This is a genomic window from Methylocaldum sp. GT1BB (genome assembly GCF_051027545.1).
Taxonomy (GTDB): Bacteria; Pseudomonadota; Gammaproteobacteria; order Methylococcales; family Methylococcaceae; genus Methylocaldum.
Window position 1 is genome coordinate 835,626 of sequence record NZ_CP194902.1, and the last position, 24,367, is coordinate 859,992.

A 24,367-nucleotide genomic window follows, 5' to 3' on the forward strand; every position below is an offset into this window, starting at 1 on the left:
ATTGAGCGGTTTCTGTTTATCATCCGCGATGCTTTTACCAAACATCCTCCCGCCAGACAACGCGCCCTCGATTTTCATGGTGTATCCTTCTGTCTATTGTCCCGTACCGCAAGATAGGCTGATCTGGATATCCCCGCCAGCTGGTCCCTCCCACCGAGTTGTCCCATCGCTACGAAGCCCTGCTCCTGCAACAGGGCATCGCAAGTCAGCCCAGCCCGCCCTCGAAGATTAGGGTCAGTTCTCATATTCCAGCATGCTGGAATATGAGAACTGACCCTAATCTACAATCCAAAGGGTACCGACACCAACCTTCGCATCTATAATTGCATCATTCGATGCTCCGTTTGTGGTGATGCGATGCGAACAACCGTAACCCTCGATGATGCACTCCTCAGCCAAGCCGAACGTCTGAGTGGCCTGACAGATCGTGGTGCGCTTTTGAAGGAAGCGCTTCGGGCACTCATCGAACGGGAAAGTGCCCGCCGGCTCATTCGGCTGGGCGGCACGGAGCCGCAGCTCAAAGACATTCCCCGACGCCGAGAGCCCGCTGAGTGATTCTGGTCGATACCTCAATCTGGATCGACCATCTGCGATCCGGCAACGCCCATCTCGCCGGGCTTCTCGAACGCGATATAGCGGCGATCCACGACTTCGTCATTGGGGAAATCGCCTGCGGCAATCTCAAAAACCGCCAGGAAATCCTCTCGTTGCTGTCCGCTCTGCCGAAATGCGAACCAGCGACCCATGAGGAAGTGCTGTTCTTCATCGATCGGCATCGCTTGATGGGGCGAGGCATCGGTTACGTCGATGCCTGCCTGCTCGCGGCGGCAACGCTGTCCGGCGCCCGACTTTGGACCGGAGACAAGCGGCTGGCCGCCATCGCCGAGAATATAGGGTGCGCCTATCAACCGAAAGCTGAACAGGCTGGCGGAAAACAATAAGCCACGGGAGACAGTGGGCAATGCCGTTAAGTTAAGGCGAATGACGTCACCCCGACAGGGAATGCCGGGGTCCAGAAGCCATGGATGGCAGAGGCTTGTCACTTCCCTGTGCTCTGGATTCCGGCAATCCCTGCCGGAATGACGAGTTAACTTAACGGCATTGAGGCAATGGGTCGGCGCGTCTGCCCTGCATACATGGGCATCGACCTTCAATTCATCCCCGCCTCACTCCTCCGGGAGCATTTTCCGGAGCGTCGCGACGCTCCGGAGTGCCGAGAGCTTTCGACGGACCTCATTCCGATCTTTGTTATAATCCCGCGGTCCAAGTCTCAAGCACGTCCATTCCACCACCTTCCCCACCCTTAAATGCCCGAGCACATCCTGTTTCTCACCGGCAAGCTGGCGGAAAAGCAGTTGCGCCGCACCCTCGAGGAGATGGAGCCGGAGTTCGGGTACACCGTGCATCAGCTGGGACTGACGGTGGCGGCGCTGATGACGGCGGACATGATCCGGCGGCGGCTCAAGGATACTTTCGGGGCCGACCGGGTGCTGGTGCCGGGGCGCTGCCGGGGCGATCTGGAAGCCTTGTCGAAGGACATGGGCATTTCCATCGAGCGCGGGCCGGAAGAATTGCACGATCTGCCGGAGTTTTTCGGCAAGAAGAAGAAAAAGCCGGACATCAGCCGTTACGAACTCCGCATCTTCGCGGAAATCGTCGACGCGCCCCGGATGGACATCGACGGCATTCTGCGCCAGGCGCGGGACTATCGGAAGGACGGGGCCGACGTGATCGATGTCGGCTGTTTGCCGGAGACGCCGTTTCCGCGTCTGGAGGAAGCGGTCCGTGCGCTCAAGGCCGAGGGGTTTCAGGTCAGCGTCGATTCGCTGGAAAACGACGATCTGCTGAGAGGCGGCACGGCGGGCGCCGACTATCTGCTCAGCCTGCACGAAGAAACGCTGTGGATCGCCGATCAGGTATCCTCGACCCCGATTCTGATTCCCGCCAAGCACGGCGACCTCGATTCGCTGGACCGGGCCATTGAAGCCATGCGGCCTAAGGGCCGCACCTTTATCGTCGATCCGATCCTGGACCCCATCCATTTCGGATTCACCGAGTCGCTGGTCCGCTATCACGAGGTCCGGAGACGCCACCCGGATGCCGAGATCATGATGGGCGTCGGCAATCTGACCGAGCTCACCCATGCCGACACCGCCGGCATCAATGCGACCCTATTGGGAATCTGCTCGGAACTGCACATCAAACAGATTCTCGCCACCCAGGTCAGCAAGCATGCCCGCAAGGCTGTGCGCGAAGCCGATCTGGCGCGCCGCATCCTGTTCGCCGCGCGCGAACTGAATACTCTGCCCAAGCATATCGACGACCGGCTGATGGCGCTGCACGAACGCGCTCCATTTCCGCTCAGCCGCGATGAAATCGACGAAATCTACCGGCAAATCAAGGACCCGAGCTATCGCATCCTGATCAGCCCCGAGGGCGTGCATATCTTTAACCGCGAAGGCTTTCACACCGCCGCAGACCCGTTCGAGCTGTATCCGAAGCTGGGCGTGGAAACCGACGGCGGCCATGCCTTTTATCTGGGGGTCGAACTGGCCCGGGCGCAGATTGCCTGGCAGCTCGGCAAGCGTTACTCGCAGGACGAGCCCTTGCAGTGGGGCTGCCACGTGGAAGCGCCCGAGCCGACCATCGATCCGCACGCCTACAAACCGGCCGGATCGACTTTGCAGAAAACACCGAAAGACGAAGAATGATTCGCGAGACCATCATCACGAGCTGCTCGCCCCAAGGCGCCGCACATATCGCGCCCATGGGGGTGCACGTATTGGACGACGAACTGCTCATCATGCCTTTCCGGCCGTCCACGACCCTGGATAACGTTCTGGCCACCCGCACGGCCGTCATCAATTACACCGACGACGTGCGCGTCTTCGCCGGCTGCCTGACCGGCCGGCGCGACTGGCCGCTGCTTCCGGCGGAAAGCATCCCCGGCCAGCGGTTGGCCGAAGCCCTTGCCCACGCCGAACTGGAACTGCTGCGCTGGGAGGAGGACGAACTGCGGCCGAAGCTTTACTGCCGAGTCGTCCACGAAGCGAATCACGCCCCGTTCCGCGGCTTCAACCGGGCGCAATATTCGGTACTGGAAGCGGCGATCCTGGTCAGCCGCCTGGCTAGGCTGCCGTGGGACAAGATCGAATCGGAGCTCGCCTATCTCCGCATCGGCCTGGACAAGACGGCGGGACCTAAAGAATTCGAGGCTTGGGGCTGGCTGATGGATGCGGTCGAAGCGTTCAAACACGGCAAGACGGACAAGGCGGCTCCCACATGACCGGCATGCTCGCGAGCGTCGCCAGCCTTGCCGAAGCCCGGCAGGTTCGGGAAATCGGCGTCGACATCATCGATTTGAAAAACCCCGCCGAAGGCGCCCTGGGTGCCCTGCCCGTTGCCGATGTCGGCCGTATCGTCAGCCAACTGGGCCGCGACCGGCCGGTCAGCGCCACCGTCGGCGATCTGCCGATGGACCCCGAGGTCGTGTCGTCCGCTGCGGAAGCAATGGCGGCGACCGGCGTCGATTACGTGAAAATCGGTTTTTTCCCCGGCGGGGACTGGGCTGGGGTCATCCGTAGCCTGTCCTCTCTCGTCCGCCGCGACATCCGTCTCGTCGCCGTCCTGTTCGGCGACGAATCGCCGGAGCTGCATTGGGTCCGAGAACTCGCTACGGCCGGTTTCGCCGGAGCGATGCTGGACACGTGCGATAAAAAGAAGGGATCGTTGCGGCAAGTATGCCGGAATGATTATCTTCGGGCATTCGTTGCCGAAACCCGCTCGCACGGCTTGCTGTGCGGCTTGGCCGGATCGCTTCGCGTGCCGGATATCGCGCCTCTCCTGGCATTGAAACCCGATTACCTGGGCTTTCGGGGCGCTCTGTGCGGCGGGGATCGTACCGATGCTTTGGATCCCGAGTCCGTACTCACCGTTTTGAACCAGGTCCATGGCGAATGCGTTAACGCATACCCGCGAATCACCGCGTAATTTCGAAAACCCATGCTCTACGACTCGCTCCGTCCTCTGCTGTTTCGACTCGACCCCGAAACCGCCCACCATCTCAGCCTGGCCGCTCTTCAAGGCTTTAGCCGGCTGGGATCGTTGAATCCTCTTCATCATTCGGCCGCCCCCAAGCCGCGAACGGTGATGGGCCTCAGCTTCCCGAATCCGGTAGGTTTGGCAGCGGGGCTCGACAAGAACGGCGAATACATCGATGGCCTGGCCGCTCTGGGTTTCGGCTTCATCGAGATCGGCACGGTGACGCCCCGCCCGCAACCGGGCAATCCGAAGCCGCGTTTGTTCCGCCTGCCCGAGGCCGAAGCGATCATCAACCGCATGGGATTCAATAATAAAGGTGTGGACTACCTGGTCGAGCAGGTCAAAAAGGCGCGTTACCGCGGCATACTGGGCATCAACATCGGCAAGAACCGCGATACCCCATTGGATCGGGCGCTCGACGATTATCTGATCGGCCTGCGCAAGGTATACAGTCATGCCAGCTATGTCACCGTGAACATTTCATCCCCCAATACGCCCGGCCTGCGCGACCTCCAGGCCGGCGAAAACCTGGACCATCTGCTGTCCGGCTTGCGGCAGGAGCGGGAGAATCTGACCCAGACTCACGGCCGACGCGTTCCGCTGGCCGTCAAGATCGCGCCCGATCTCGAACCGGAGCAGATCAAGCAGGCGGCGGACGCCCTGGTCAAATACGGAATCGATGCAGTGATCGCCACCAATACCACCGCATCCCGAGAAGGCGTCGAAGGACTCGCTCACGGCGAAGAAACCGGCGGACTCAGCGGCCGTCCTTTGTTCTGCAAATCAACCGATGTGGTCGCCCGACTCGGGCAGGCTTTGCAGGGCGCCCTTCCCATCATCGCTTGCGGCGGCATCGCCGGCGCCGAGGACGCTCGCCGGAAATTCGAGGCCGGCGCGGACTTGATCCAACTCTACACCGGCTTCATCTACCGAGGTCCGGCTTTGATTGGGGAGATCGTCGACGCTTTATAACAGCCGCCCCGCGTCTCTCCCTACGGCTCGAAAATTTCTGACTAAACTTGTGACTCAGGTTACAAAACAATAATTAACCCAGAGATCGAGCCATGCTGAAATCCTTCGTAGAAAACCTGAATTTATCCCGCCAGATGTACCTGGCCATGGGCGTCGGCATCGTCGGCGTCGCCTCGGTGACTTTCATGAGCGTCAAGACGGCGGGCGAAAATGACGATATTACCGGCGTCATCATTACCGCGGTCGCGGCATCGGTCACGATGCTGGCACTGGCCGCCTATTTGGGCCGGCACTCCGCAAAACGCGCCGAAAAACTGGTGGACGCGCTGAGCGCTATGGCCGCCGGCGACTTAACCAAGAACATTTCCCTGGAGGGCAAGGACGAATTCTCGTGGATGGCCTGGAAATGCAGCACGGTGATCAAAAACCTGGCCGGCATGGTGCGGGATATCGTCAAGGATGCCGAACAGGTGGCGGCGGCGGCGGAAGAATTGTCGACGATCACCGAGCAAAGCCGGCAGCGCGTCTTCAACCAGAACGAGCAAACGGAGCAAGTCGCCTCGGCCATGACGGAAATGTCGGCGACCGTCCACGAGGTCGCCCAGAACGCATCCCGCGCCGCCGAAGCCGCTCAGGACGCCAACGAACAGGCCAAGAACGGCACCTCGGTCGTCAAGCACACCATCCAAAGCATCAATGGCCTCGCGACCGAAGTGGAGAAAACCTCCGAAGCCATCAACAAGCTGAAAGAGGATAGCGTCGCCATCGGCGCCGTTCTGGACGTGATTCGGGGCATTGCCGAGCAAACCAACTTGCTGGCGCTCAACGCCGCCATCGAAGCGGCCCGCGCCGGCGAACAAGGCCGCGGCTTCGCGGTGGTGGCGGACGAAGTCCGCACTCTGGCAAGCCGCACGCAACAATCGACCCAGGAAATCCAGGGCATGATCGAACGCCTCCAGACCGGCGCGAACCAGGCCGTCTCCGCGATGGTGCAGGGCAAGAGCGCGGCCAAGACCAGCGTCGATCAAGCGATCAACGCCGGCGAATCGCTGGAAATCATCAATCGCTTCATCGACACCATCAAGGACATGAACACCCAAATCGCGGCGGCCGCCGAGGAACAAAGCATCACCGCCGAAGAAATCAACCGCAATGTAGTCAACATCAGCGGAATCTCCCATGAAACGGCTCAAGGCTCCGAGCAGACGGCAGCCGCCAGCGAGGAACTGGCCCGACTGGCTTCGCATCTCCAAGAACAGGTCGAACGCTTCAAGATCCGCTAGCCGTCCGCCGCCGATCGATTTCGGTTCGGGATACCTGCTACCCGTAACCGGCGTGATCCTCAGTAGGTCGGCAAGGGATTGCCGACCTACGAGCTCCCACCCCAACTTTCCCGAAGAGGATGGGCACGGCTTAAGGACTTTGCCCATCCTGCGTGCTGAACCCGATTTCTACCGTGAGCCGGGGACCGTGCCGGTCCGAACCGGCGTCGAATTCGGGAAGTCGCCGCTGAGCCGATCGGCTGACGGGATTCATTCGATACCGCATCCGTACATCTCCTTGAATCGCGAATGGAGATTTTTTGCGATAATCCCCGTTCGCATCTCGTCCCCTGCTTTCCAATCCTGCCGATGAAATCCAAACCTTCACCGCTGAAATCCGTGCCGGCACTCAAAGCCGCGGCCCAGCGCGCTCTCCAGAGCGGGTATTTCAAGGACGCGATCGCGTCTCTGAAGGACCTCTTGAAACAGGAGCGCCGGCAGGAGTCGGAAGACTTGCTGGCCGAGGCCTATCTGGGACGTGCCCGCGAACTGGCCGGGAAGGGCATGTTCCAGGAAGCGGCGATGCTGTGGGAGAACCATGCCGGTCTTCGCCCCGGCACGCCGCTTTCGGGGGAGTACCTGACCTGGCTGCTCAAGGCCGGGCAGATGGTGAAGCTCGGCCAGGCGCTCGCAGCGGTCCCCGATGACTTTGTCGCCTCCGCGACCGGGCGGCGTCTGGTCGAGGCCGCGGCTTTGCTGGCCCTGGAAAACGACAAGCTGCTCGATGCCCTGCCCAGGGAGCATGCCATCGTCCGACAGCAGCCGCTGCTCCGGAAAGCCCTCGCGGCTTATGCGGAGCGCCGGGAAGCCGAAGCGGAGGAATGCCTGCGGCAGGTATCGTCCCGCTCGCCGTACCGAAATCTGCGCACCCTGCTCAAGGGCCTCCTTGCAGTGGAACGCGATCCCGACAGGGCGTCGGAAGTCCTGGACCGCGTCGATCCCGATTCGGCCTGCCGGAATCTGGCCGCGGCTCTGCGCGAACAGTTGGCAACCCCTGCGCCGGACGTGGCGGCTTATCTCAAGCTTCCGCCGAAGCTGCGTGCCGTCGTCGACAAGCTGAAAGGCTATGATAAGAAGGAGCTCGCGCTGTTGCGGGACATCCAGAACGCCGCTCAATCCAAGGGCACCCGGCCGCTCCTGGAGGCGGTCCTGCGGCACCGCGCCGAACTGGGCGAGGCCGAAAGCCGCCGCTTCTGTCTCGCGGCCCTGGCGGATTCCCCGGAGGCCATACCGCTCTACGAACGGGCGTTCGGCAAGCTGACTCCCTTCGAACAATGCCGCATCAAGGCGCTCCACGCCGAAGAGATACTCGATTATCCAGAGGCCAGCCGGTATTGGCAGGAATGCATCGCTCTCTTGAAGAATGCCCCGCAGGGCCGCGATGAACCTCTCACCCAGGCCCTGATTTTCCGCCATGTGGCCGACCTGGCCGAGAAGGAATTCCCCGAGTTGGCCATCGCTTGCCTGGAGCAGAGCCTGGAACTGGACCCGGACGACAAGGCGGCCTACCTAAGGCTGATCGGACTGCTGGAGCAGTTCGACGACGCCAAGGCCGCACTGTCCTGGCTGGACCGCGCCGTGAAGCGCTATCCGCGGGACCCGGAGGTTCTGCTTCCGGCGATGCGGGCGGCCCAGCGCCGCAAGGCGTTCAAGAAGGTGGCGAACTATGCCAAGACCCTCCTTGAAATCGACCCCATCAACAGCGATGCCCGCCGCTTTCTGCTGGAGGCCCATCTGGGCCACGCCCGCAAGCAACTGAAAGCCAGACGCACGGATCTGGCGGAAGCGGAGCTGACCGCGGCCCGCAAGCTCGATCCCCAGCGGCGCAGCGCGGCCCTGCTCTGGCTCGAGGGGCTATCGGCCTTCTGGCAGGCCGACAACGAACGCTGCCGGAATCTTTGGCAGGAGGCATGGACCGCCGCGGGCGGCGGCGCGGCGGCCTGGTTTCAGTGGGCAATGGAAGTGCTCGCGGCGGATATGCCCCTGAAGGGTTCCGATAGCCTGGTCCAGGGGCTGGACAAGCAGCATTCGGCGGACAAGGCGGAGCTCTTGACTCTGGTCAGGCTGCTCGGCCTGTACCGGGGCGAGGGGCGGCAGAATCTCTCGCAGGCTCTCCACAAGCTGGCGCCGATGCTGAAGCGGAGCTTCAAACAGGCGGAACTGTCCGAGGAGGATTTCTTCGGCCTCTGCCAGGGCTTCGCCGCTGCCGGCCAATACGAGCTCCTGGCCGAATGCGCGAAACAGGCGGCGAGGCGGTGCCGCTACGCGCCGGTGTTCGCGTATTTCGAGGTTTATGCGAAATGCCGGGGCGATGCGGGCAGGCTGCTGCCCATGGATGGGCTCCGGCTACAGATGAATCTGGACCAGGCGCACCAGGCGGGCGACCGCCGCACCGCGGCCTTGATCGATCAATTTCTGCGCAAGCACGAGGAATCCCTGCAACCCGATTTTCATGAGGCTTTTCCGGACGGGCTGGACAGTCTCGACGAGGAGGCGGCCGAGCGGTTCGCGGAGCGCATCGAGGAACTCGACCGCTTGTCCCCCGAGGAACGGGCGAAGGAATTGCTCGGCGACTATCCCCCCGAGCAGCTCGAGAAGCTATCGGAGAAGGATGCGCTGGGTTTGATTCTCGACAAATTGCTGGGCGGCCTGGGTGTGGACGCGAGCCGGATTCTGGACGGACTGCCCCTGCCCGGCCGCGGCAAGAAATCCAAGAACACGAAAAAATCCTAGGAGAGTCCATGGAAACCCCTTACGAAGTGCTGGGCGTGGAGGAAGACGCCGGCGACGAGGCAATCAAGAAGGCTTATCTACGCAAGGTCCGGGAATTCCCGCCGGAGCGGAACGCCGAGGAGTTCCGGCGCATCCGCGGCGCTTACGAGCTCATCGAGACCGACAAGAAGCGCCGGGAATACCGGTTGTTCCATCGGGAAAAGCCCGACGTTTCCGTCCTGCTGCGCCAGATTCTGCGACCGGGCCGGCCGGAACGGCCGGATGCCGGCACCCTGATCCGGACGCTCACCGAGGGCCTGGCCGAGCATTTGTCCGAGACGCACACCGATACATGATGGACGAAGCGAACAAGATCCGTCTGCTGGAAGAATTCCGGCAGTACCTCGATACGCCCGCCGGTTTCGAGGAAGACGCGGCGAGGCAGACCGACCTTTTCACCCTGTTCGGTGAGCTGGCGGCGCTACGCACCGAGGTCCGGACCGAGTCGCGCCAGTTCCGCACCGCTCTCGATACGGTCGGCGAAGCGCACGAATGGCTCAGGGACAGCCAGAGCAATCTGAATCGGACTTTGGAGCGGTTTCAGGGCGAGTTTTCCACCCTGCGCCGCAGCGCCCTGCGTTCCGCGCTGCTGGATCTTCTGGATGTGCACGACCGGCTCTCCGCGGGTCTCAATGCGTTGCGCAACTACCGTCCGGTCAAGGGCTGGTTCCGCATCAAGTCGCGTCCGGAGGACCGGCGCTTCATCGAGAGCATACGCGAAGGCCAGGGCATGAGCCTCAGACGGCTGGAGGAAATCCTGGCGCGCCACGAGGTCCGGCCGCTGGAGGTCATGGGTCTGCCCGTCGATCCCCACACCATGACCGTGCTGGAACTGGACCGGCAGCCCGATCTCGAAAACGGCATCGTCACGGCGGAACTGCGCAAGGGATTTCTCTGGGGCGACGAAGTCTTACGTTTAGCGGAAGTCAGGGCCAACAAACTATGAGCGACATCATCATCGGCATCGATCTCGGCACGACCAACTCGGAAGTGGCGATTCTGAAGGAGGGCAAGGTAACCGTCATCCCCGACCGGGAAGGACGCAAGATCCTGCCGTCCTTCGTCGGCATCGGCGAGCACGGCGACGTCCTGGTGGGCGAACCGGCGCACAATCAGTACATTCTCTACCCGGAGCGCACGGTCAAGTCCATCAAGCGCCACATGGGCGAAGATCTCAGGGTGGAGCTGGCGGGCCAGCACTTCAGCCCGCAGGAAATCTCCGCCATCATCCTCAAGCGTCTCAAGGCGACCGCCGAGGACTACCTCGGACGGAGCGTGCAAAAGGCGGTGATCACCGTCCCCGCCTATTTTTCCGACGCCCAGCGCCAGGCCACCCGAGAAGCAGGGGAGATCGCCGGTCTCGACGTGGTGCGCATCATCAACGAGCCCACGGCCGCGGCGCTGGCTTACGAGGCCAAGACCGGAACGCGCAAACGGATACTGGTGTACGACCTGGGCGGAGGCACCTTCGACGTGTCGGTGGTGAGCATCGAGGACGATGTGGTGGAAGTCCTGGCCAGCCACGGCAACAACCGGCTGGGCGGGGACGATTTCGACGCCCGGATCGTCGATCATCTGGTCGAGCACATCAAGCGCGAGCACGACTTCGACATCACCGAGTCGCGGCAGATCATGGCGCGTATCAACCGGGCCGCGGAGAGCGCCAAGCGAACCCTGTCCGACCAGCCCTTCGTGCGCATCGACGAGGAATATCTGTTCGAGAAGGAGGGGACGCCCATCCATTTGTCGCTGGAGCTGTCCCGCTACGAGTACGAGCAGATGATCGCGGGCTATATCGACGAAACCCTGGAAGCGGTGCACATCGCCCTGCGCGGCGCCAACCTGACCGCTTCCGACATCGACGAAATCCTGCTGGTGGGCGGCAGCACCCGCACGCCCGTCGTCAGCGAGCGGCTGTTCGGCGAGCTTCGCAAGGAGCCGCACCGGAACATCGACCCCGATCTGTGCGTCGCCATGGGCGCGGCCGTCCAGGCCGGGGTGATCGCGGGAGAATCGGTATCCGCGGTGTTGGTCGACATCACGCCCTACACCTATGGGACCTCCGCCATAGCCGAACTCGACGGCGAACTCTACCCCTACGTCTATGTCCCCATCATCCGCAAGAACACCCCGCTGCCGGTGAGCAAGACCGAGGCCTTTTACACCAGCTTTGACGGTCAGCAGGAAGTGGACGTCCGGATTTACCAGGGCGAGGCCCCGGACGCCCTGAACAATATCGAAATCGGCGAATTCAGGGTGAAGGGCCTGCGCAAGGTGCCCGCGGGCAACACCGTCACGGTCAGCCTGGATCTGGATCTGAACGGCATCCTGCACGTCTCGGCTCGGGAGAAGGACACCGGCCTTTCCAAGTCCATCACCATCAACAATGCCATCGCCCGTTTCCAGGGAGAGGAGATGGGGGCGGCCAAGGCCCGCATCGACGCCCTGTTCGGGCCGGCGGCCGGAGCCGAAACGCTTGTGGAAGGAGCGGCTTCGGAGCGGCATCATACGGAGGTCAAGGCGCGGGCTCTGGTGGAAAAGGCGGAACGCCTGCTGGAGAAAGCGTCCGAGGAAGACCGCGAGGACATGATCGACCTCATCGAAGATATCAGGGACGGCATCGCCGCCGGCGATCTCCAGGCCGTCGAGACGGCGGTGGAGCGTCTCGCCGACATTCTCTATTACCTCGATACCTGATGGAGCGCTGCCCCACCTGCCAGGCCCGGTTGCGGGAGGACCCGGTGTGCGCCCGCTGCCGGACCGATTTGAGCCTCCCGCTCGCCGCCGAGGCACAGGCGTGCGCGAAGCTGCACCAGGCCGTCGCCCGGCTCGGCGCGGGCGACGCCGCCGCGGCCCGGCAGGCGCTGGAGGAATCGCTGCAGCTCAAACGCTCGCCCCTGGCCCTGCTGCTGCGGGGATTTCTGGCTCGCCGCGGGCGCTGAGCCTTTCGACCGAGGCGATCCTTTGCAAGGAACATCGCCCGGCCCCCTTTGAACCTAAGGAACGGCGGTTGACCGCTTATTCCATCCGGCATTCGAGTGAACATTATCGTAGGGTGGGTTAGCGAAGCGTAACCCACCGGTCCGAAGTCGTTCGGTGGGTTACGGCCTCGCCACCTAACCCACCATCGATGGGTTTCACTTCGCTCTACCCATCCTACAAGAATGAATTCCTCGGAAAGTCGTAGGTCGGCAATCCTTTCCCAATCGCAAACGGTGTCTTCGGGAGCGCCGAAGCCACCCTTCCGACGAACCCGTTGGCCCAACGGCCGGGTCTACCGAAGGGTCTTAGGAATTACCGGGACGGGCTTATCCCCGCCTACCTTTTAACCACCTTGTCTGGTCGTTCGATAAAAGGAAACGGCGATGCCGGAACTGGCTGCGGGTCAGAGCGGCTTCTTGCCGACATTTTCCAGGATCGCGCTCACGGCGGGATGCTTGAGTTTCCTGCGTTCGGTGATCGCGTAGAACCGTTCCCGCACGGAATCGATCCGGCCTATGGCTTCCACGTCGTACTGACGTTGAATCTCCTCCTCGACCGCAGAGGGCGCGACGAACAGCCCGGTTCCGCCACTGCCGAAGGTCTTGAGCAAGGCGCTGTCTTCGATTTCCGCTTGGATTTTCGGGCTGATGTTCTCGGCGTCGAACCACTGATCCAGCGAGCGGCGGAGCGCGGTATTGCCGGTCGGCAGCAAGAAAGGCGCTCCGCTGAGGGAACGGGGAAAGTCCGGGCGGTACGCACTGGCTAACTCGGGGGTTCCGAACACCGTGACTCCGCACTCTCCCAACAAGTGGTTGAAAGCTTTGGCACCGTTCGCCGGCGTGACGGGGACGTCCGACAGCACCAAATCGATGCCCTGCAGCGACATCTCCGCCAACAGGCGTTCCGCCTTATCCTCATAGCAAAGAATCTGCACCGGCTCCGGCAGGCGGAAGGCCGGCTCGATCAGGCGGCAGGCGACCAGCTTGGGCAAAGCATCCGCCACGCCCACCACCAGCCGGAGCGCCCGCCCGGTCGGCCGGCCTTTGAGCGTGTTGGCCAGCTCCTGACCAAGGGAAAAGATTTCATCGGCATAGTGGAACACGATGCGGCCGGTATCCGTCAGTACCAGTTTGCGGCCATTCTTGTAAAACAGCTTTTCTCCGATGGTTTTTTCGAACACCGCCAATTGACTGCTAATGGTGGGCTGCGCCAGATGCAGCTTCTCGGAAGCGCGGGTCACGCTTTCCTCGCGAGCTACATTCCAGAAATAAAACAGATGCTGATAGTTGATGCGCCCCATACGAACAGATTTATTGATTTTATCTATAACTGAATTTCAAACATTCTATTTTATTATAATAAGCTCAATCTATAGGCTATGCTCCGTCAGTCAACTTCAGCGTGAATCAACGATGCAAAAACTGTTACAGGGGCTACACCGATTTCAGAACGACCTTTTCGGTTCTCAGCGCGAGCTGTTCGAGCGGCTGGCAAAAGGACAGCAGCCCGAAGTGCTGTTCATCACCTGTTCCGACTCGCGCATCAATCCGAACTTGCTCACCCAGACCGAACCCGGCGAACTGTTCATTCTGCGCAACGCCGGCAACATCGTGCCTCCCTATGGCGCGGTCATGGGCGGCGAAGCCGCCACCATCGAATTCGCGGTGGCCGGTCTCGGGGTCAAGGACATCATCATCTGCGGACATTCTCATTGCGGCGCGATGAAAGGCCTCTTGGAACGGCCATCGACCCGCGACTTTCCGGCCCTGAGCCAATGGCTCTCCTATGCGGAATCCACCCGCCGTGTCGTTCACGATAAGTATGTAGACCTGGAGAGCGCTTCCCTGCTCAATATCACCATTCAGGAGAACGTGCTGGCGCAAATGGAGAATCTGCGCACCCATCCGGTGGTGGCCTCCGGGTTGGCCCAGAACAAACTTAAACTGCACGGTTGGGTCTACAAGATCGAGACCGGCGAAGTATTCGGCTATGACGCGGGAAGCGGGCAGTTTTTGCGGCTGACCGAGCAGCGCCCCATGCCGTCCGTACACGAACGCACACTCATTGCAACGGAAATCTAAGTCCCCGCATTTTTCTATCGTTGAAGCTCTTCCTGAACTTCCGACCGCCCAAAGGGCAAATCGTGTTATGAACGCACAGACCTTGCGACTATCCGCTTTTCGCGCCGCCTGGAAAACGGACCTCCCCGCCTCTATCGTGGTTTTTCTGGTGGCCCTGCCGCTCTCCATGGGTATCGCCATCGCTTCCGGCGTGCCTATGGCGCACGCCGCCTCGGCCGGCCTCATTACCGCCATCATCGGCGGTGTCGTCACCGGAGCATTGTCCGGCTGCACGCTTCAGGTGAGCGGGCCGGCGGCCGGCTTGGCGGTGATGGTCGCTTTGTTCGTTCAGGAACACGGCTTCCAAACCCTGGGCGTCATCGTGCTGCTCGCCGGCTTGGTGCAACTGGCTGCGGGCCTGTTGCGGCTGGGCCAGGTGTTCCGGGCCGTGTCGCCGTCGTTGATCCAGGGCATGCTGGCAGGGATCGGCATTCTGATCTTCGCCTCCCAGTTCCATGTCATGGTGGACGATATGCCTCCCGGGACCGGCAAGGAATTCGGCGGCATCATCAATCTGTGGACCTTGCCGCAGGCGGTATGGAAAGGAATTTCCGAAACGGTTCACCGGCCGGCGGCCCTGATCGGGCTGCTCACCATCGTAACCATGTTCTTGTGGAACAGGCTCACGCCGCAAAAGCTCAAGCTGCTGCCGGCCCCCCTTCTCGGCGTCGCGGTCGGCACCTCCTGCGCCGCGATATTGCAGGCGGACCTCAAGTACGTGCCGGTCCCCGACAATCTGCTGGAAGCGTTACGCTGGCCCGGCGGATCCGATCTTCGAGCTCTCTCCGACCGGGCGATTTGGCTGGCGGGCCTGTCTCTGGCCTTCGTAGCCAGCGCCGAATCGCTGCTGACCGCCACCGCGGTGGACTCTATGCAGCGGCATGCGCCGCGTACCCGCTACGATCGGGAACTAGCCGCCCAGGGCGTCGGCAACATCCTGTGCGGACTGGCCGGTGTATTGCCGATGACCGGCGTGATCGTCCGCAGTTCCGCCAATGTGCTGGCCGGTGCGAGAACCCGGCTGTCCACGATCCTGCACGGCGTCTGGATGTTGGTGTTCATCACCCTTCTACCGGGCGTCCTGAGCTTGATTCCGGTGGCCAGCCTAGCGGCGGTGCTGGTCTACACCGGCGTCAAACTGATGAATCCCAAAGCCATGCGCACACTGTGGCGCACCGACCGGGCGGAAGCCGGCATATACGCGGCGACCCTCGGTACCGTGGTAGTGGTGGACCTCCTGACCGGCATTGCTGTCGGAATCGCTCTGGCGTTGGTCCGATTGCTGTGTAGCTTCTCGCATCTGGAGGTTGCGGTCGAAGAGGAAAAAGGGAGCGTCCGGACCACGATCCGCCTCAAAGGCGCCGCAACCTTCATCCGTCTGCCGAAGCTCGCGGCGGCCCTGGAGCGGGTCCGTCCCGACGCGCACGTGCACGTGAATTTCCACGAACTGACGTATATCGATCATGCCTGCTTGGATCTTCTGATCAATTGGGAACAACAGCATAAGGCAGCCGGCGGCGAACTGGTCATCGACTGGGACAGACTGCGCGCCGTCTTCCAGCAGCACGCCTGGGGAGAACGGCGCATCGAGGCCGCATGAAGGTCCATCCTGATGGGCCGTGGCCTGGAGTTTGCCGAAGGATTCCGCGGACCGGCTGCGACGCGTTCCATCCGGGTTGCAGCTATTGAGGGAAGTCCGACAGGACTCCATCGGACGCAGAACAATGATGGACTGGAAGAGTTCCGTTCAAGATTGTTACCATGCGTTCGTACAGCTTGCTGTGACGAATCCTCGCAATACCGCGCCGTTTAAGTCAAACCTAAGGAAATCGGAGGAGGCCTTGTATGTGCGAGGTCAAGGCGAACCAACATTGAGGAAATCATCATGAACATTAAAGAAGAATTGGAAAAATTTCGGGACGGCTTACTTCAGCAACGGGACGAACTGCGGGTGCAGCTCAACTTGGCGAAACTCGAGGCTCAGGAAGAGTGGAACAAGACGGAAGAAAAGCTGGAAGAGTTCAAGAGCAAGCTCGCCGGAGTCGCCGACGAAGCCAAAGACGCCTCGGAAGATGTCTGGACCAGCGTCAAAATGCTCGGTGAAGAAGTAAGAAGCGCCTACGAACGGATCAAGAGCCGGATATAACTGCCACCGCATCTTTCGGCATCCCGCCTGCGAAGGCGGGATGCGCCGCCGCGTCAGCAACAGCGTTTGACGCCGCTCCATCGCCGATGCAGCTCGGCATTAAAAAACTCTTTGCGGCTCAAAGGCTCCCCGCCCTCGCCGGCGTGGTGGACACGCCAATGCGCCAGATACTTTTCATAGGCATCGTCGCCGGTCATTTCCCGCAGCAGATGCCATAGCGTCTTGACTGTTTTCATCATTTAATAATCCACTTCGGCAATTCACTCCCGAGATCGAAAGCCGCTTAGGAGTTCAGCGTGATCAATTACAACCCCAAATCGTGGTGGGGCCTCATTTTCAAATTTCATAAAAGCGACACGTTCAGAAGGCTGTTGCCGGCCATGAGTTCGGTCGCCTTATTCACCGCGGCCATAGCCTATATCGATCGCGATCTGCTGCCCGAGGAATTCAAGGGCACGAATCTGGTTCACTCCCTACTGGGCTTCGTCATCTCGCTGCTGCTGGTTTTTCGAACCAACACGGCGTACGAGCGCTGGTGGGAAGGCAGGCGGCAGTGGGGAACCTTGGTCAATACGTCCCGCAATCTGGCCCTGAAGTGCAACGCATTCCTTCGACAAAACCATCCGTCCAGACTCATCATCGCCAAACATATTGCCGCTTATGCCTCGGTGCTGAACGAGCATCTCCGCGATGCCGAACCGCTGCAACGCCGACCGGCCGGCGTGCACCGGCCGAATCTTATCGCCAACAGCCTGTTCAGGGAAATCGACCGACTGCACCGGGGCGGAGATCTCGCCGGAGTACATTATCTGAACATCAACAGCGAACTCACCTCGCTGACGGACATCTGCGGCGCCTGCGAACGCATCAAGAAAACGCCGATCCCGTACTCCTACAGCCTTTTCATCAAGAAGTTCATTTTCGTCTACATCGTCACCATGCCGTTCTGCTTCGTACACGAATTCGGGTACTGGACGATCCTGTTCACTACTTTCGTGTTCTTCGTTCTGGGCAGCCTGGAGCTGATCGCGGAAGAAATCGAGAATCCCTTCGGCGACGATGCCAACGACCTCCCCACGGAAGAACTGGCTAAGATGATCGGCTCCAACGTGAGCGAAATCTTGCTGCGAAAGCGGGCGACCGTCGGCTCCAGCGTACCGAAATACACCGATCTCGGATCCCGCGCATCGGTCACCTCGGCGCATTGACGGTTTTGACGAACCCGTCCGCTTCCCGGCGCGAGGCGATGGCCTTGCGTCGGTTTATGCGCCTGCGGGGAAGGTTTGGGTGATGATGTCCCATTTGGTCGGACTTACACCGCGCCGGTTGCCATTGGCTCTTTAGAGTATTTTTCATCCCGGTGTACGGATTCGTGTCGGGCGGGAAGCACGTAGGTCGGCAATCCCTTGCCGACAAAGCCCTTCGCCGAGCCGATACGTCGGCAAGGGATTGCCGACCTACATATCGGGCTCCCTGATACCGAATCGGAAAATGCTCTAGGGTCAGGCATTTACTTTTTTGAATTTGGTTTCTTTCATTTCAAGAAGCAAACAACAAAGGTCTGACTGTGTCTTGCAGTTCGCCGGCAAGCCGGATATCGACAGTATTTCGCCGCCGAGACAAAAACGGCCCTGAAGTTTTCCGTTCGAAGTGCCCGTGTCACGGGCACTCGGTACGACAGGTTGACCTTTACACCCGTTTAGTGTCAATTTTCCGTCACTGAACTCTCTCAGGACTTACTGCTCAAGGAGTGTCCTATGGTGGTGCAAGATCAGGATTATTGGAAGGATCGGGTTTCGGTGCCCGGAGAAGTGCGCAAGGTACACAAATCCGGAAAACCCGTGCGGACCAGATGGCGTCTCGTGCTTGCGGCGCTCCTCGGCCTTAGCGCTCTCGGGCTCGTGCTCGTGCAAAGCCACGGCGGGTTCGGCGGACTTGCCGATCGCGTTACGCCCCTGCCTGCTGCGCTGCAAGACATTCATGCATCGGTCGAGCAGGCATTGGACAAACTCTTCAGGGCCGAAGACGACGATAAATTGACGCCTCTCGTCAACGAGTTATCGGAAAAGAAAAAACGGTTTTATGACCGAATCGCCGACTTTGGGGCCGAGGCTAAAGCCAGGTTGTCGATAGACGAAACCTTTTACGGGTTGGAGGATGCCGTGGACGGGTTCTGGCAGGACGGTTTGAGCCGAATTGATCGAGCGGTTCGGCAGGACCTTCTGGTCAAGGGGGCCATTCTGGGCATTCTGTTGCTCATTTGCGTTGGCTTCGGCTCGGGTCTGCTGGCCGTGTTTACCCGATCGGTCCGGCAACTGGACGAATCCATCCGAAGACTGGGAGCGGGAGACTTCGGCAAACCCATCCGGGTTACCGGACCGAAAAACCTTCGGCTTCTCGGTGATCGGCTCGACTGGCTGCGCACCCGTTTGCTGGGTCGGGAAGAGTCGAAGCAACAGTTCATGAGCAAAGTCTCGAACGAATTCGAAACGCCGCTTTCCGGCATTTTCGAAAGCACCGGCCTGCTTATGGCCGAGGCGTTGAATCCGAAGCAACGCGACCTGTTGGCGCGGCTGAGCCAGGACGTTCAGAAACTGCAAAACCTGTTCGATGAGTCGCTCCACTATGGCCAGGTCAAGGACAATCCATCGCCGCAACCGAAGGACGCGGTGAACATGAAGACGTTGCTGGCATCGGTGATCGAAGATTATCGGGACTCCCTAAATGCGAAGTCCCTCACCATCAAGGAGTTGATCCAGCCGGTCGAATTCCTCGGTGTTCCCGACCAGGTGCGGACGATTGTCGACAATCTGCTCTCCAACGCCATCAAGTTTTCTCCGGAAGGGGGCAAGATCCGGATCATTCTTCGTGACTTGGGAACCGGTATGCAACTGGAGGTCGAAGATGACGGTCCCGGAATAGACACCACGGAGCGTACGCGGATATTCGAGCCGTTTTTTCGAGGCAAGGCGGCCCACATGACCGACACCGAGGGTGCCGGCTTGGGGCTGGCGATCGTGAGCGAGTGCGTGGCCAATCACCAGGGAAAAGTCGAAAGCATCGAACCGCGGCAGGACGAACAGGGCGCCCGCATCCGGGTCGAACTTCCGCTGGTGGAGGTTTCTTAAGTAAAAGCAGCCCATATAACCTATGTAGGGCGGAATAGCGTATCCCAATCGCAAACGGTCATCCGGGTAGTGCCCCGACAACCCGCCGCCGCATGGGAACCTTCCATTCGGCGCATTACGCTAAAGCTAATGCGCCCTACACTAGCTGAGATTATCCAAACCTGCGAGTTTCAGGGCATAGGATGTGCTGAACAAAGTGAAGCGCATCGATCTGAACTGCCCCGGACTCGCGAGCGAAGCGGGACAGCGTAGCGTGGCGAGGCCGCCCATAGGGTGCCGGACAGGGATTGTCCGGCATGAACCCATCGATCGCGACCGATGCGCCTCCTATCGTCGGCAGCATCCTATACCAGTCAAGAGTCGGTTTGGGTCAAGTTATCGATGGGAAGACACTCCATGAAACTCTCCGACTTTCACCATAGATCTATCGCACCCCGAGGACGGCTGTTCATTAGGGAATAACCGGTTTTGCTGCCGGGCGCACGCGGATTCCTTCGAAGACATAGCAAAGAGCCTGTACCAGCAGGCCCTCGAACCCTTCGACACGCTCAGGACAGGCCCTTCGACGAACTCAGGGCGAACGGCCCACTGGACAGACTCAATGTCTTGTCAGGCGGGACCACCAACCGACTTGATGAACTCGTCCGCCTCCCGGATCGACACTTCCATGGACCTTATAAGCGCCGAAATATCGGTTTGGAGGCTGTCGAGTTCGCCCCGCAGGGAGGCGATGGCTTGGGCATTGAGGTTGTGCTTCAGGAATAGAACCTGATCGCGGAACGTCAGCAATACCGGCTCCATTTTGGATTCGGCGCGTTTCATGGCGGCGATGAGCTGATCGTAGCGCCGGCGCGTCCCCGTGAGCTTTTGCTGGCTGCTGCGCTTGAGCGACGGGTTCTGGTATTGGGAGAGTTCATTTTCCCATTCGTCGAACAAGGCTTCCGAAACGTCCTCGATGTCGTCGATCCGTTTCCGAACCTCGTCCGCCTTGGCCCGGCTGCGCTCGTATTCGGCGTCGAGCTCCCGGTACTTCTCTTCCAGGCTGCCGCCCTTGAAGCCGGTGAGCGCGGTAAACCGATCCAGCGCGTTCTTGAACTGTGTCTTGGCCTCTTCCTGGCTGTCGCGGGCCTTTTCTACGCGGTGAACGAGAATGTCGCGCTTGTGAAAGCCCAGCGACTCCGCCGCCCTGTAATAAGCGGAAGAACAACCGGTCAGGATGAGGAACAGGAGCAGGAGCAGGAAAAAGCTCCGCCGCGCGACGAGCTGTACATGGTTGGGCATGGGAAAGCGGCTCCGAAAACGAACAGGCTCAAGATCGTACTACATTCAGATCGAGAAAATCGCTCGAACAGGCGATGCACGGATCGTAATTGCGGATCACCCGCTCTCCGTACTGCCGCAATTCCTCATCGGTTCTTTCCGGGCCGAACGATTGCAGCGCTCCGAAAAGATCCTCCTCGATACACGCCTGGTTATGCATGGCCGGAGAAACGATCCGTGCGCGCATCACGCGACCCTGGGCATCGACTTCGTAGCAGTGCCAGAGAATGCCCTGCGGAGCTTCGGTACAGGCGAATCCGGTCCCGGCACGAGTTCGAGCCTCGACGTACGATGCCTGCGGCTCATAGCCGTCCAGCAGGCGAATGGCATCGGTTATGGCGAAATACACCTCCACCGCTCGCGCCACGATACTGTGGAAAATATTTCGGCTGGGAAAAGCGATGCCGGCTTTGCGCAGAGCCTCGGCCACCGGACCGGGCAACAGGTCCCGGTTCAGGTTCAGCCGCGCCAAGGGCCCCGCGAGATAAGGCCTTCCCTCGATCAATGAATAATCGGTCTTGGAATGCGGATCCCGGTGCACTTGGAAATACCTTTCGAAACTCTCGACGGCTATGTCCAAGCCGGTACTGGAAACGATGGTGCCGCCACACATCGGGTACGCGTCCGGATGCCGCAGGGCCACGTTGATGAACGATTGTTCGCTGGAAGGCAGATCGATGCCGCCCGTCCAAGCCACCAAGGACTCCGCTTCCGGCAAGGCCGCGCGCAGCCGCTCGACCGATTGCCTGACCTGGGCCTTGGACGGCGCATGGTGAAATCCGCCGATGCGGACTCCCGCCGCGCGGGAAGACGAGGCGTGAAACAGGCGGATCAACTCGCAACCCAGATTATGCAGACGCAGTCCGCGACGCACTTCGTCCGGAAAATCCCGAGACATTTCCGCGAGGCTCGAAAACCCAAGGAAATCCGGTGCGGCGAGCAAATGAATGTGCAGCGAATGGCTCGCGATCCACTCGCCGCAGCACATCACCCGCCGCATCGCCTGAATCCAGGCTGTCGGACGGCAGTCCAAAGCCGATTCGAGGCCTTGCACGGCGCTCATTTGATAGGCTACGGGACCGGTCCCGCAGATGCGCGCCAGCGTGTCGGGCACGTCGAAACATGCCCGTCCTTCGAGAAATGCTGAGAGCAGCCGGGACTGCTCGAAGATGTGAAGCGCAAGGCTTTCGATCCGCGCGTTGCGGATGCGCAAGTCCAGGATGGCATCCCCGTCCAGCCGCGCGGGTCCGGATCCGGTATCGACAGCTTGTTGTTCACTCATGAATTCGATTGCCATCGCCTTGCTACCTCGTAAAAAGTGATGGCGATCGATTTAAGCGGAGACACATGTTTCGGCTAGGTTCACCCTCCCTGCAAGCCAATTCCGGTAGAAACGCCGCGGCGGAACTTCCGCGCGAGCGACCGCATGCCCGGCGGTCCTCGACGATACCCCCTTGTCCGGTGCCAAAGCGCGCAAGCCTCGCTCGAAAGCAGTTCGACGCGAAAGCGCCGTGACCGCTCATCGCCCCGCTCCTCCGAAAAAACCGGGAACGGAAAAAGATCGCAAAAAAACCCTTCTTGGCAAAAACAGCGACCGAGAGGCCATGTCACACTCCCTGTAACGTCCATGAAAATATCCGTTCCGGTCATCGACCGGGTCGCGGCAAACCGAAGCACGCCAAAAGGCTCCATCGGAGCGGAACTAGGTTACTACCGCCGCTCCACCTTGCATAGAACTCGTTTCGAAAACCGATTTGAAAGCGTCACACCGGCATTCATCCACGGCTACACTTTTAAGATCGAAAACCCCAAAAGGCCCCCTCACTCATGGCTCGTGTCATCGCCATCACCAGCGGTAAAGGCGGCGTCGGCAAAAGCAATCTGGCCGTCAATCTGGCCTGCGCGCTGTCGGAGCACGCGGAAAAGACCTGTCTGTTCGACGCCGATACCGGTCTCGCCAACGTCAATGTGCTGCTGGGCGTACATCCCGAAGCCACTCTCGCCGACTGCCTGAAGGGGCGAAAGCGTCTGGACGACGTCATACTCCGCTACCGCGAGAATTTCCACATCGTTCCCGCCGCATCCGGCATCGCGGAGTGCGCCAATCTCGAACCGGAGCAAAGGCACCGGCTGATTCTCGGCCTGGCCGATCTGGATTCGAGCTACGACTACATCCTGATCGATACGCCGGCCGGCGTGGAAAACAACGTGCAGGATTTCTTGCTGGCGGCGGGCACGGCGATTCTGGTCATCACGCCGGAGCCCACGTCGCTGACCGACGCCTTCTCGCTGATCAAGATCCTGAAAAACCGCGAGGCCGAGATCGATTTTCACGTGCTGGTCAACATGACCAAAGACCGCGCCAGCAGCCTGGAGGTGTTCAACCGCTTTCGGGGCGCGATCAAGAACTACCTGGGCTTGGACGTCGATTATCTCGGCTATGTGCCGCTCGATGAGGCTCTGCTAGATGCCGTGAGCTTGCAGACGCCGGTGACGCAGACCCACCCGAGTTCTCCGGCGAGCTGGGCCATCAAACAGATTGCCGAAGTCATTCGGGAGCGGCTGCCGGCCACAGGGGATGCATCGAACTTCAGCCGCTACTGGGACAAGGTGGAAACCGATCTGTCCCGGCAGGCACCGGAACCGCCGGTCACGGACGCTGACGGCAACCCGGATCGACCGCCAAGCACGGAGAACGATGCGCCTGCGGCCGAGCGCGCGCCATTCGTCCCAACGCCGACGCGCGAGTCCATAGAATCCCAGATCGAAACCTATCTCAAACGGTTCAGCGCTTTTCCGTTCGATACGATTCAAATGCTTTATCGGGATCTCGAAGTCAAGGGATTTCCGGAAATCGATTTAAAAGAGATTTGCACGACGCTGGAAGCCATTTACGAGCGACGCTACGAACGGCCTATCAAAAGTCCCGACAGCACGATCGTTCAGTTGCTGGCGAACGCTCGCGGGTCGGACGAAAAGACCCGCCAACTCGCGGAATTCCTCAGATCGAGCTACGAGCGGCAGTTCGGATGCAAACTGATCGATCCTCTGGTCGAGATGGAACGCTGGATTTCCGAGGAGGCTTTCACCGAGGCGGATTTCGAGCGCTTGCTCGAGAAAGCCCGAGAATGGTTTCGAATCCGCTTCGGGAAACCCTACGCGGACGAAAAGGACCGGCTGATCGAACAGCTTAGAATCGAGATCGGCGCCTTGGGGGAGCGGGAAGCGGCGCTGCAAGCCAGCGCCGAGATCCTGATGGAAGCCTTGCGGCCGGTTCGGGATTCCAAAATGCGCTTGGACGAACTGGCGCAGCGAAAATAAAGCCCATTCTCGATCCTGTTAGCCTTTGCCTAACAGGAATCCCTTCCCAATCGCAACGCAAACGTCGCTTTAGTCGCGACCTTTCCCGACACGACGAATCGTCGGCAAAGGATTGCCGACCTACAAATCTGTGTCGCCAAGTAGGTCGGGAATCCTTTCCCGACGCAACGGATGTGTCGGCAATGGATTGCCGATCTACAAGAGCTTATTTCGGCCTATACACCGGCGCGGCGCCGATAGAAC

General features: G+C 60.4%; 22 protein-coding genes. 18 read left to right on the top strand and 4 right to left on the bottom strand.

Going from position 1 to position 24,367, the window contains the following annotated elements; translation table 11 throughout:
* The first annotated feature begins 357 nt into the window (after positions 1 to 357).
* From ACR2TX_RS04905 to ACR2TX_RS04960, 12 genes are all read left to right on the top strand, one after another.
* Positions 358 to 555: a type II toxin-antitoxin system VapB family antitoxin gene (locus ACR2TX_RS04905; RefSeq protein WP_434131409.1), complete on the top strand. Its 198-nt coding sequence runs from the start codon at positions 358 to 360 to the stop codon at positions 553 to 555.
* Positions 552 to 941, top strand: a complete 390-nt coding sequence (locus tag ACR2TX_RS04910) for a type II toxin-antitoxin system VapC family toxin (protein ID WP_347259121.1) — start codon at positions 552 to 554, stop codon at positions 939 to 941. The genes ACR2TX_RS04905 and ACR2TX_RS04910 overlap by 4 nt, the downstream gene beginning before the upstream one ends.
* A 366-nt stretch (positions 942 to 1,307) precedes the next feature.
* Entirely contained in the window at positions 1,308 to 2,711 is a 1,404-nt protein-coding gene (locus ACR2TX_RS04915) for a DUF6513 domain-containing protein (protein ID WP_434131411.1), read from the top strand.
* Positions 2,708 to 3,286: a DUF447 domain-containing protein gene (locus ACR2TX_RS04920; protein ID WP_434131414.1), complete on the top strand. Its 579-nt coding sequence runs from the start codon at positions 2,708 to 2,710 to the stop codon at positions 3,284 to 3,286. Before ACR2TX_RS04915 ends, ACR2TX_RS04920 begins: the two co-directional genes overlap by 4 nt.
* A complete protein-coding gene (locus ACR2TX_RS04925; RefSeq protein WP_434131417.1) occupies positions 3,283 to 3,990 on the top strand; it encodes a (5-formylfuran-3-yl)methyl phosphate synthase in 708 nt (235 codons plus the stop codon). Before ACR2TX_RS04920 ends, ACR2TX_RS04925 begins: the two co-directional genes overlap by 4 nt.
* 12 nt (positions 3,991 to 4,002) lie before the next feature.
* On the top strand, positions 4,003 to 5,013 hold the full coding sequence (locus ACR2TX_RS04930) for a quinone-dependent dihydroorotate dehydrogenase (protein WP_434131419.1): 1,011 nt from the start codon (positions 4,003 to 4,005) through the stop codon (positions 5,011 to 5,013).
* Between the two features lie 92 nt (positions 5,014 to 5,105).
* On the top strand, positions 5,106 to 6,296 hold the full coding sequence (locus ACR2TX_RS04935) for a methyl-accepting chemotaxis protein (protein ID WP_434131422.1): 1,191 nt from the start codon (positions 5,106 to 5,108) through the stop codon (positions 6,294 to 6,296).
* 348 nt (positions 6,297 to 6,644) lie between these two features.
* Complete coding sequence (locus tag ACR2TX_RS04940) at positions 6,645 to 9,068, top strand: tetratricopeptide repeat protein (RefSeq protein WP_434131425.1); 2,424 nt, start codon at positions 6,645 to 6,647, stop codon at positions 9,066 to 9,068.
* Positions 9,069 to 9,076: 8 nt separating this feature from the next.
* The gene (locus ACR2TX_RS04945; RefSeq protein WP_434131428.1) at positions 9,077 to 9,403 is read left to right on the top strand and encodes a J domain-containing protein; all 327 of its coding nucleotides are present in this window, start codon (positions 9,077 to 9,079) and stop codon (positions 9,401 to 9,403) included.
* Positions 9,400 to 10,053, top strand: a complete 654-nt coding sequence (locus ACR2TX_RS04950; protein WP_077730863.1) for a nucleotide exchange factor GrpE — start codon at positions 9,400 to 9,402, stop codon at positions 10,051 to 10,053. Before ACR2TX_RS04945 ends, ACR2TX_RS04950 begins: the two co-directional genes overlap by 4 nt.
* Positions 10,050 to 11,804 carry an Hsp70 family protein gene (locus tag ACR2TX_RS04955; RefSeq protein ID WP_077730862.1) on the top strand — a complete coding sequence of 585 codons (1,755 nt, stop codon included), beginning with the start codon at positions 10,050 to 10,052 and terminating at the stop codon, positions 11,802 to 11,804. The genes ACR2TX_RS04950 and ACR2TX_RS04955 overlap by 4 nt, the downstream gene beginning before the upstream one ends.
* Complete coding sequence (locus ACR2TX_RS04960) at positions 11,804 to 12,049, top strand: hypothetical protein (RefSeq protein ID WP_077730861.1); 246 nt, start codon at positions 11,804 to 11,806, stop codon at positions 12,047 to 12,049. Before ACR2TX_RS04955 ends, ACR2TX_RS04960 begins: the two co-directional genes overlap by 1 nt.
* A 443-nt stretch (positions 12,050 to 12,492) precedes the next feature.
* Here ACR2TX_RS04960 and nhaR read toward each other — a convergent pair whose 3' ends face one another.
* The gene (gene nhaR / locus ACR2TX_RS04965) at positions 12,493 to 13,389 is read right to left on the bottom strand and encodes a transcriptional activator NhaR (RefSeq protein WP_086133462.1); all 897 of its coding nucleotides are present in this window, start codon (positions 13,387 to 13,389) and stop codon (positions 12,493 to 12,495) included.
* Between the two features lie 112 nt (positions 13,390 to 13,501).
* Here nhaR and ACR2TX_RS04970 point away from each other — a divergent pair, with 112 nt between their 5' ends.
* The 3 genes from ACR2TX_RS04970 to ACR2TX_RS04980 all read left to right on the top strand — a co-directional run bounded on the left by ACR2TX_RS04970 (position 13,502) and on the right by ACR2TX_RS04980 (position 16,355).
* Positions 13,502 to 14,170 carry a carbonic anhydrase gene (locus ACR2TX_RS04970; RefSeq protein WP_077730859.1) on the top strand — a complete coding sequence of 223 codons (669 nt, stop codon included), beginning with the start codon at positions 13,502 to 13,504 and terminating at the stop codon, positions 14,168 to 14,170.
* Between the two features lie 67 nt (positions 14,171 to 14,237).
* The gene (locus ACR2TX_RS04975) at positions 14,238 to 15,809 is read left to right on the top strand and encodes a SulP family inorganic anion transporter (RefSeq protein ID WP_434131434.1); all 1,572 of its coding nucleotides are present in this window, start codon (positions 14,238 to 14,240) and stop codon (positions 15,807 to 15,809) included.
* A 285-nt stretch (positions 15,810 to 16,094) separates the two neighbouring features.
* A complete protein-coding gene (locus ACR2TX_RS04980; RefSeq protein ID WP_077730857.1) occupies positions 16,095 to 16,355 on the top strand; it encodes a hypothetical protein in 261 nt (86 codons plus the stop codon).
* 53 nt (positions 16,356 to 16,408) lie between these two features.
* Here the strand turns inward: ACR2TX_RS04980 and ACR2TX_RS04985 are convergent, their stop codons facing one another.
* Entirely contained in the window at positions 16,409 to 16,594 is a 186-nt protein-coding gene (locus tag ACR2TX_RS04985) for a YbdD/YjiX family protein (RefSeq protein ID WP_434110558.1), read from the bottom strand.
* A 57-nt stretch (positions 16,595 to 16,651) separates the two neighbouring features.
* Here ACR2TX_RS04985 and ACR2TX_RS04990 point away from each other — a divergent pair, with 57 nt between their 5' ends.
* Positions 16,652 to 17,563, top strand: a complete 912-nt coding sequence (locus ACR2TX_RS04990; protein ID WP_434131437.1) for a bestrophin family protein — start codon at positions 16,652 to 16,654, stop codon at positions 17,561 to 17,563.
* A 549-nt stretch (positions 17,564 to 18,112) separates the two neighbouring features.
* Complete coding sequence (locus ACR2TX_RS04995; protein ID WP_434110562.1) at positions 18,113 to 19,483, top strand: sensor histidine kinase; 1,371 nt, start codon at positions 18,113 to 18,115, stop codon at positions 19,481 to 19,483.
* Positions 19,484 to 20,092: 609 nt separating this feature from the next.
* Here the strand turns inward: ACR2TX_RS04995 and ACR2TX_RS05000 are convergent.
* Both ACR2TX_RS05000 and ACR2TX_RS05005 read right to left on the bottom strand, forming a co-directional pair.
* Positions 20,093 to 20,764 carry a DUF2959 domain-containing protein gene (locus ACR2TX_RS05000; RefSeq protein ID WP_434131440.1) on the bottom strand — a complete coding sequence of 224 codons (672 nt, stop codon included), beginning with the start codon at positions 20,762 to 20,764 and terminating at the stop codon, positions 20,093 to 20,095.
* A gap of 28 nt (positions 20,765 to 20,792) precedes the next feature.
* Positions 20,793 to 22,085 carry a Ni/Fe hydrogenase subunit alpha gene (locus ACR2TX_RS05005; protein WP_077730901.1) on the bottom strand — a complete coding sequence of 431 codons (1,293 nt, stop codon included), beginning with the start codon at positions 22,083 to 22,085 and terminating at the stop codon, positions 20,793 to 20,795.
* Between the two features lie 545 nt (positions 22,086 to 22,630).
* Between ACR2TX_RS05005 and ACR2TX_RS05010 the strand changes: the two genes are divergently transcribed.
* Positions 22,631 to 24,124, top strand: a complete 1,494-nt coding sequence (locus ACR2TX_RS05010; protein ID WP_077730852.1) for a MinD/ParA family protein — start codon at positions 22,631 to 22,633, stop codon at positions 24,122 to 24,124.
* The last annotated feature ends 243 nt before the right edge of the window (positions 24,125 to 24,367 follow it).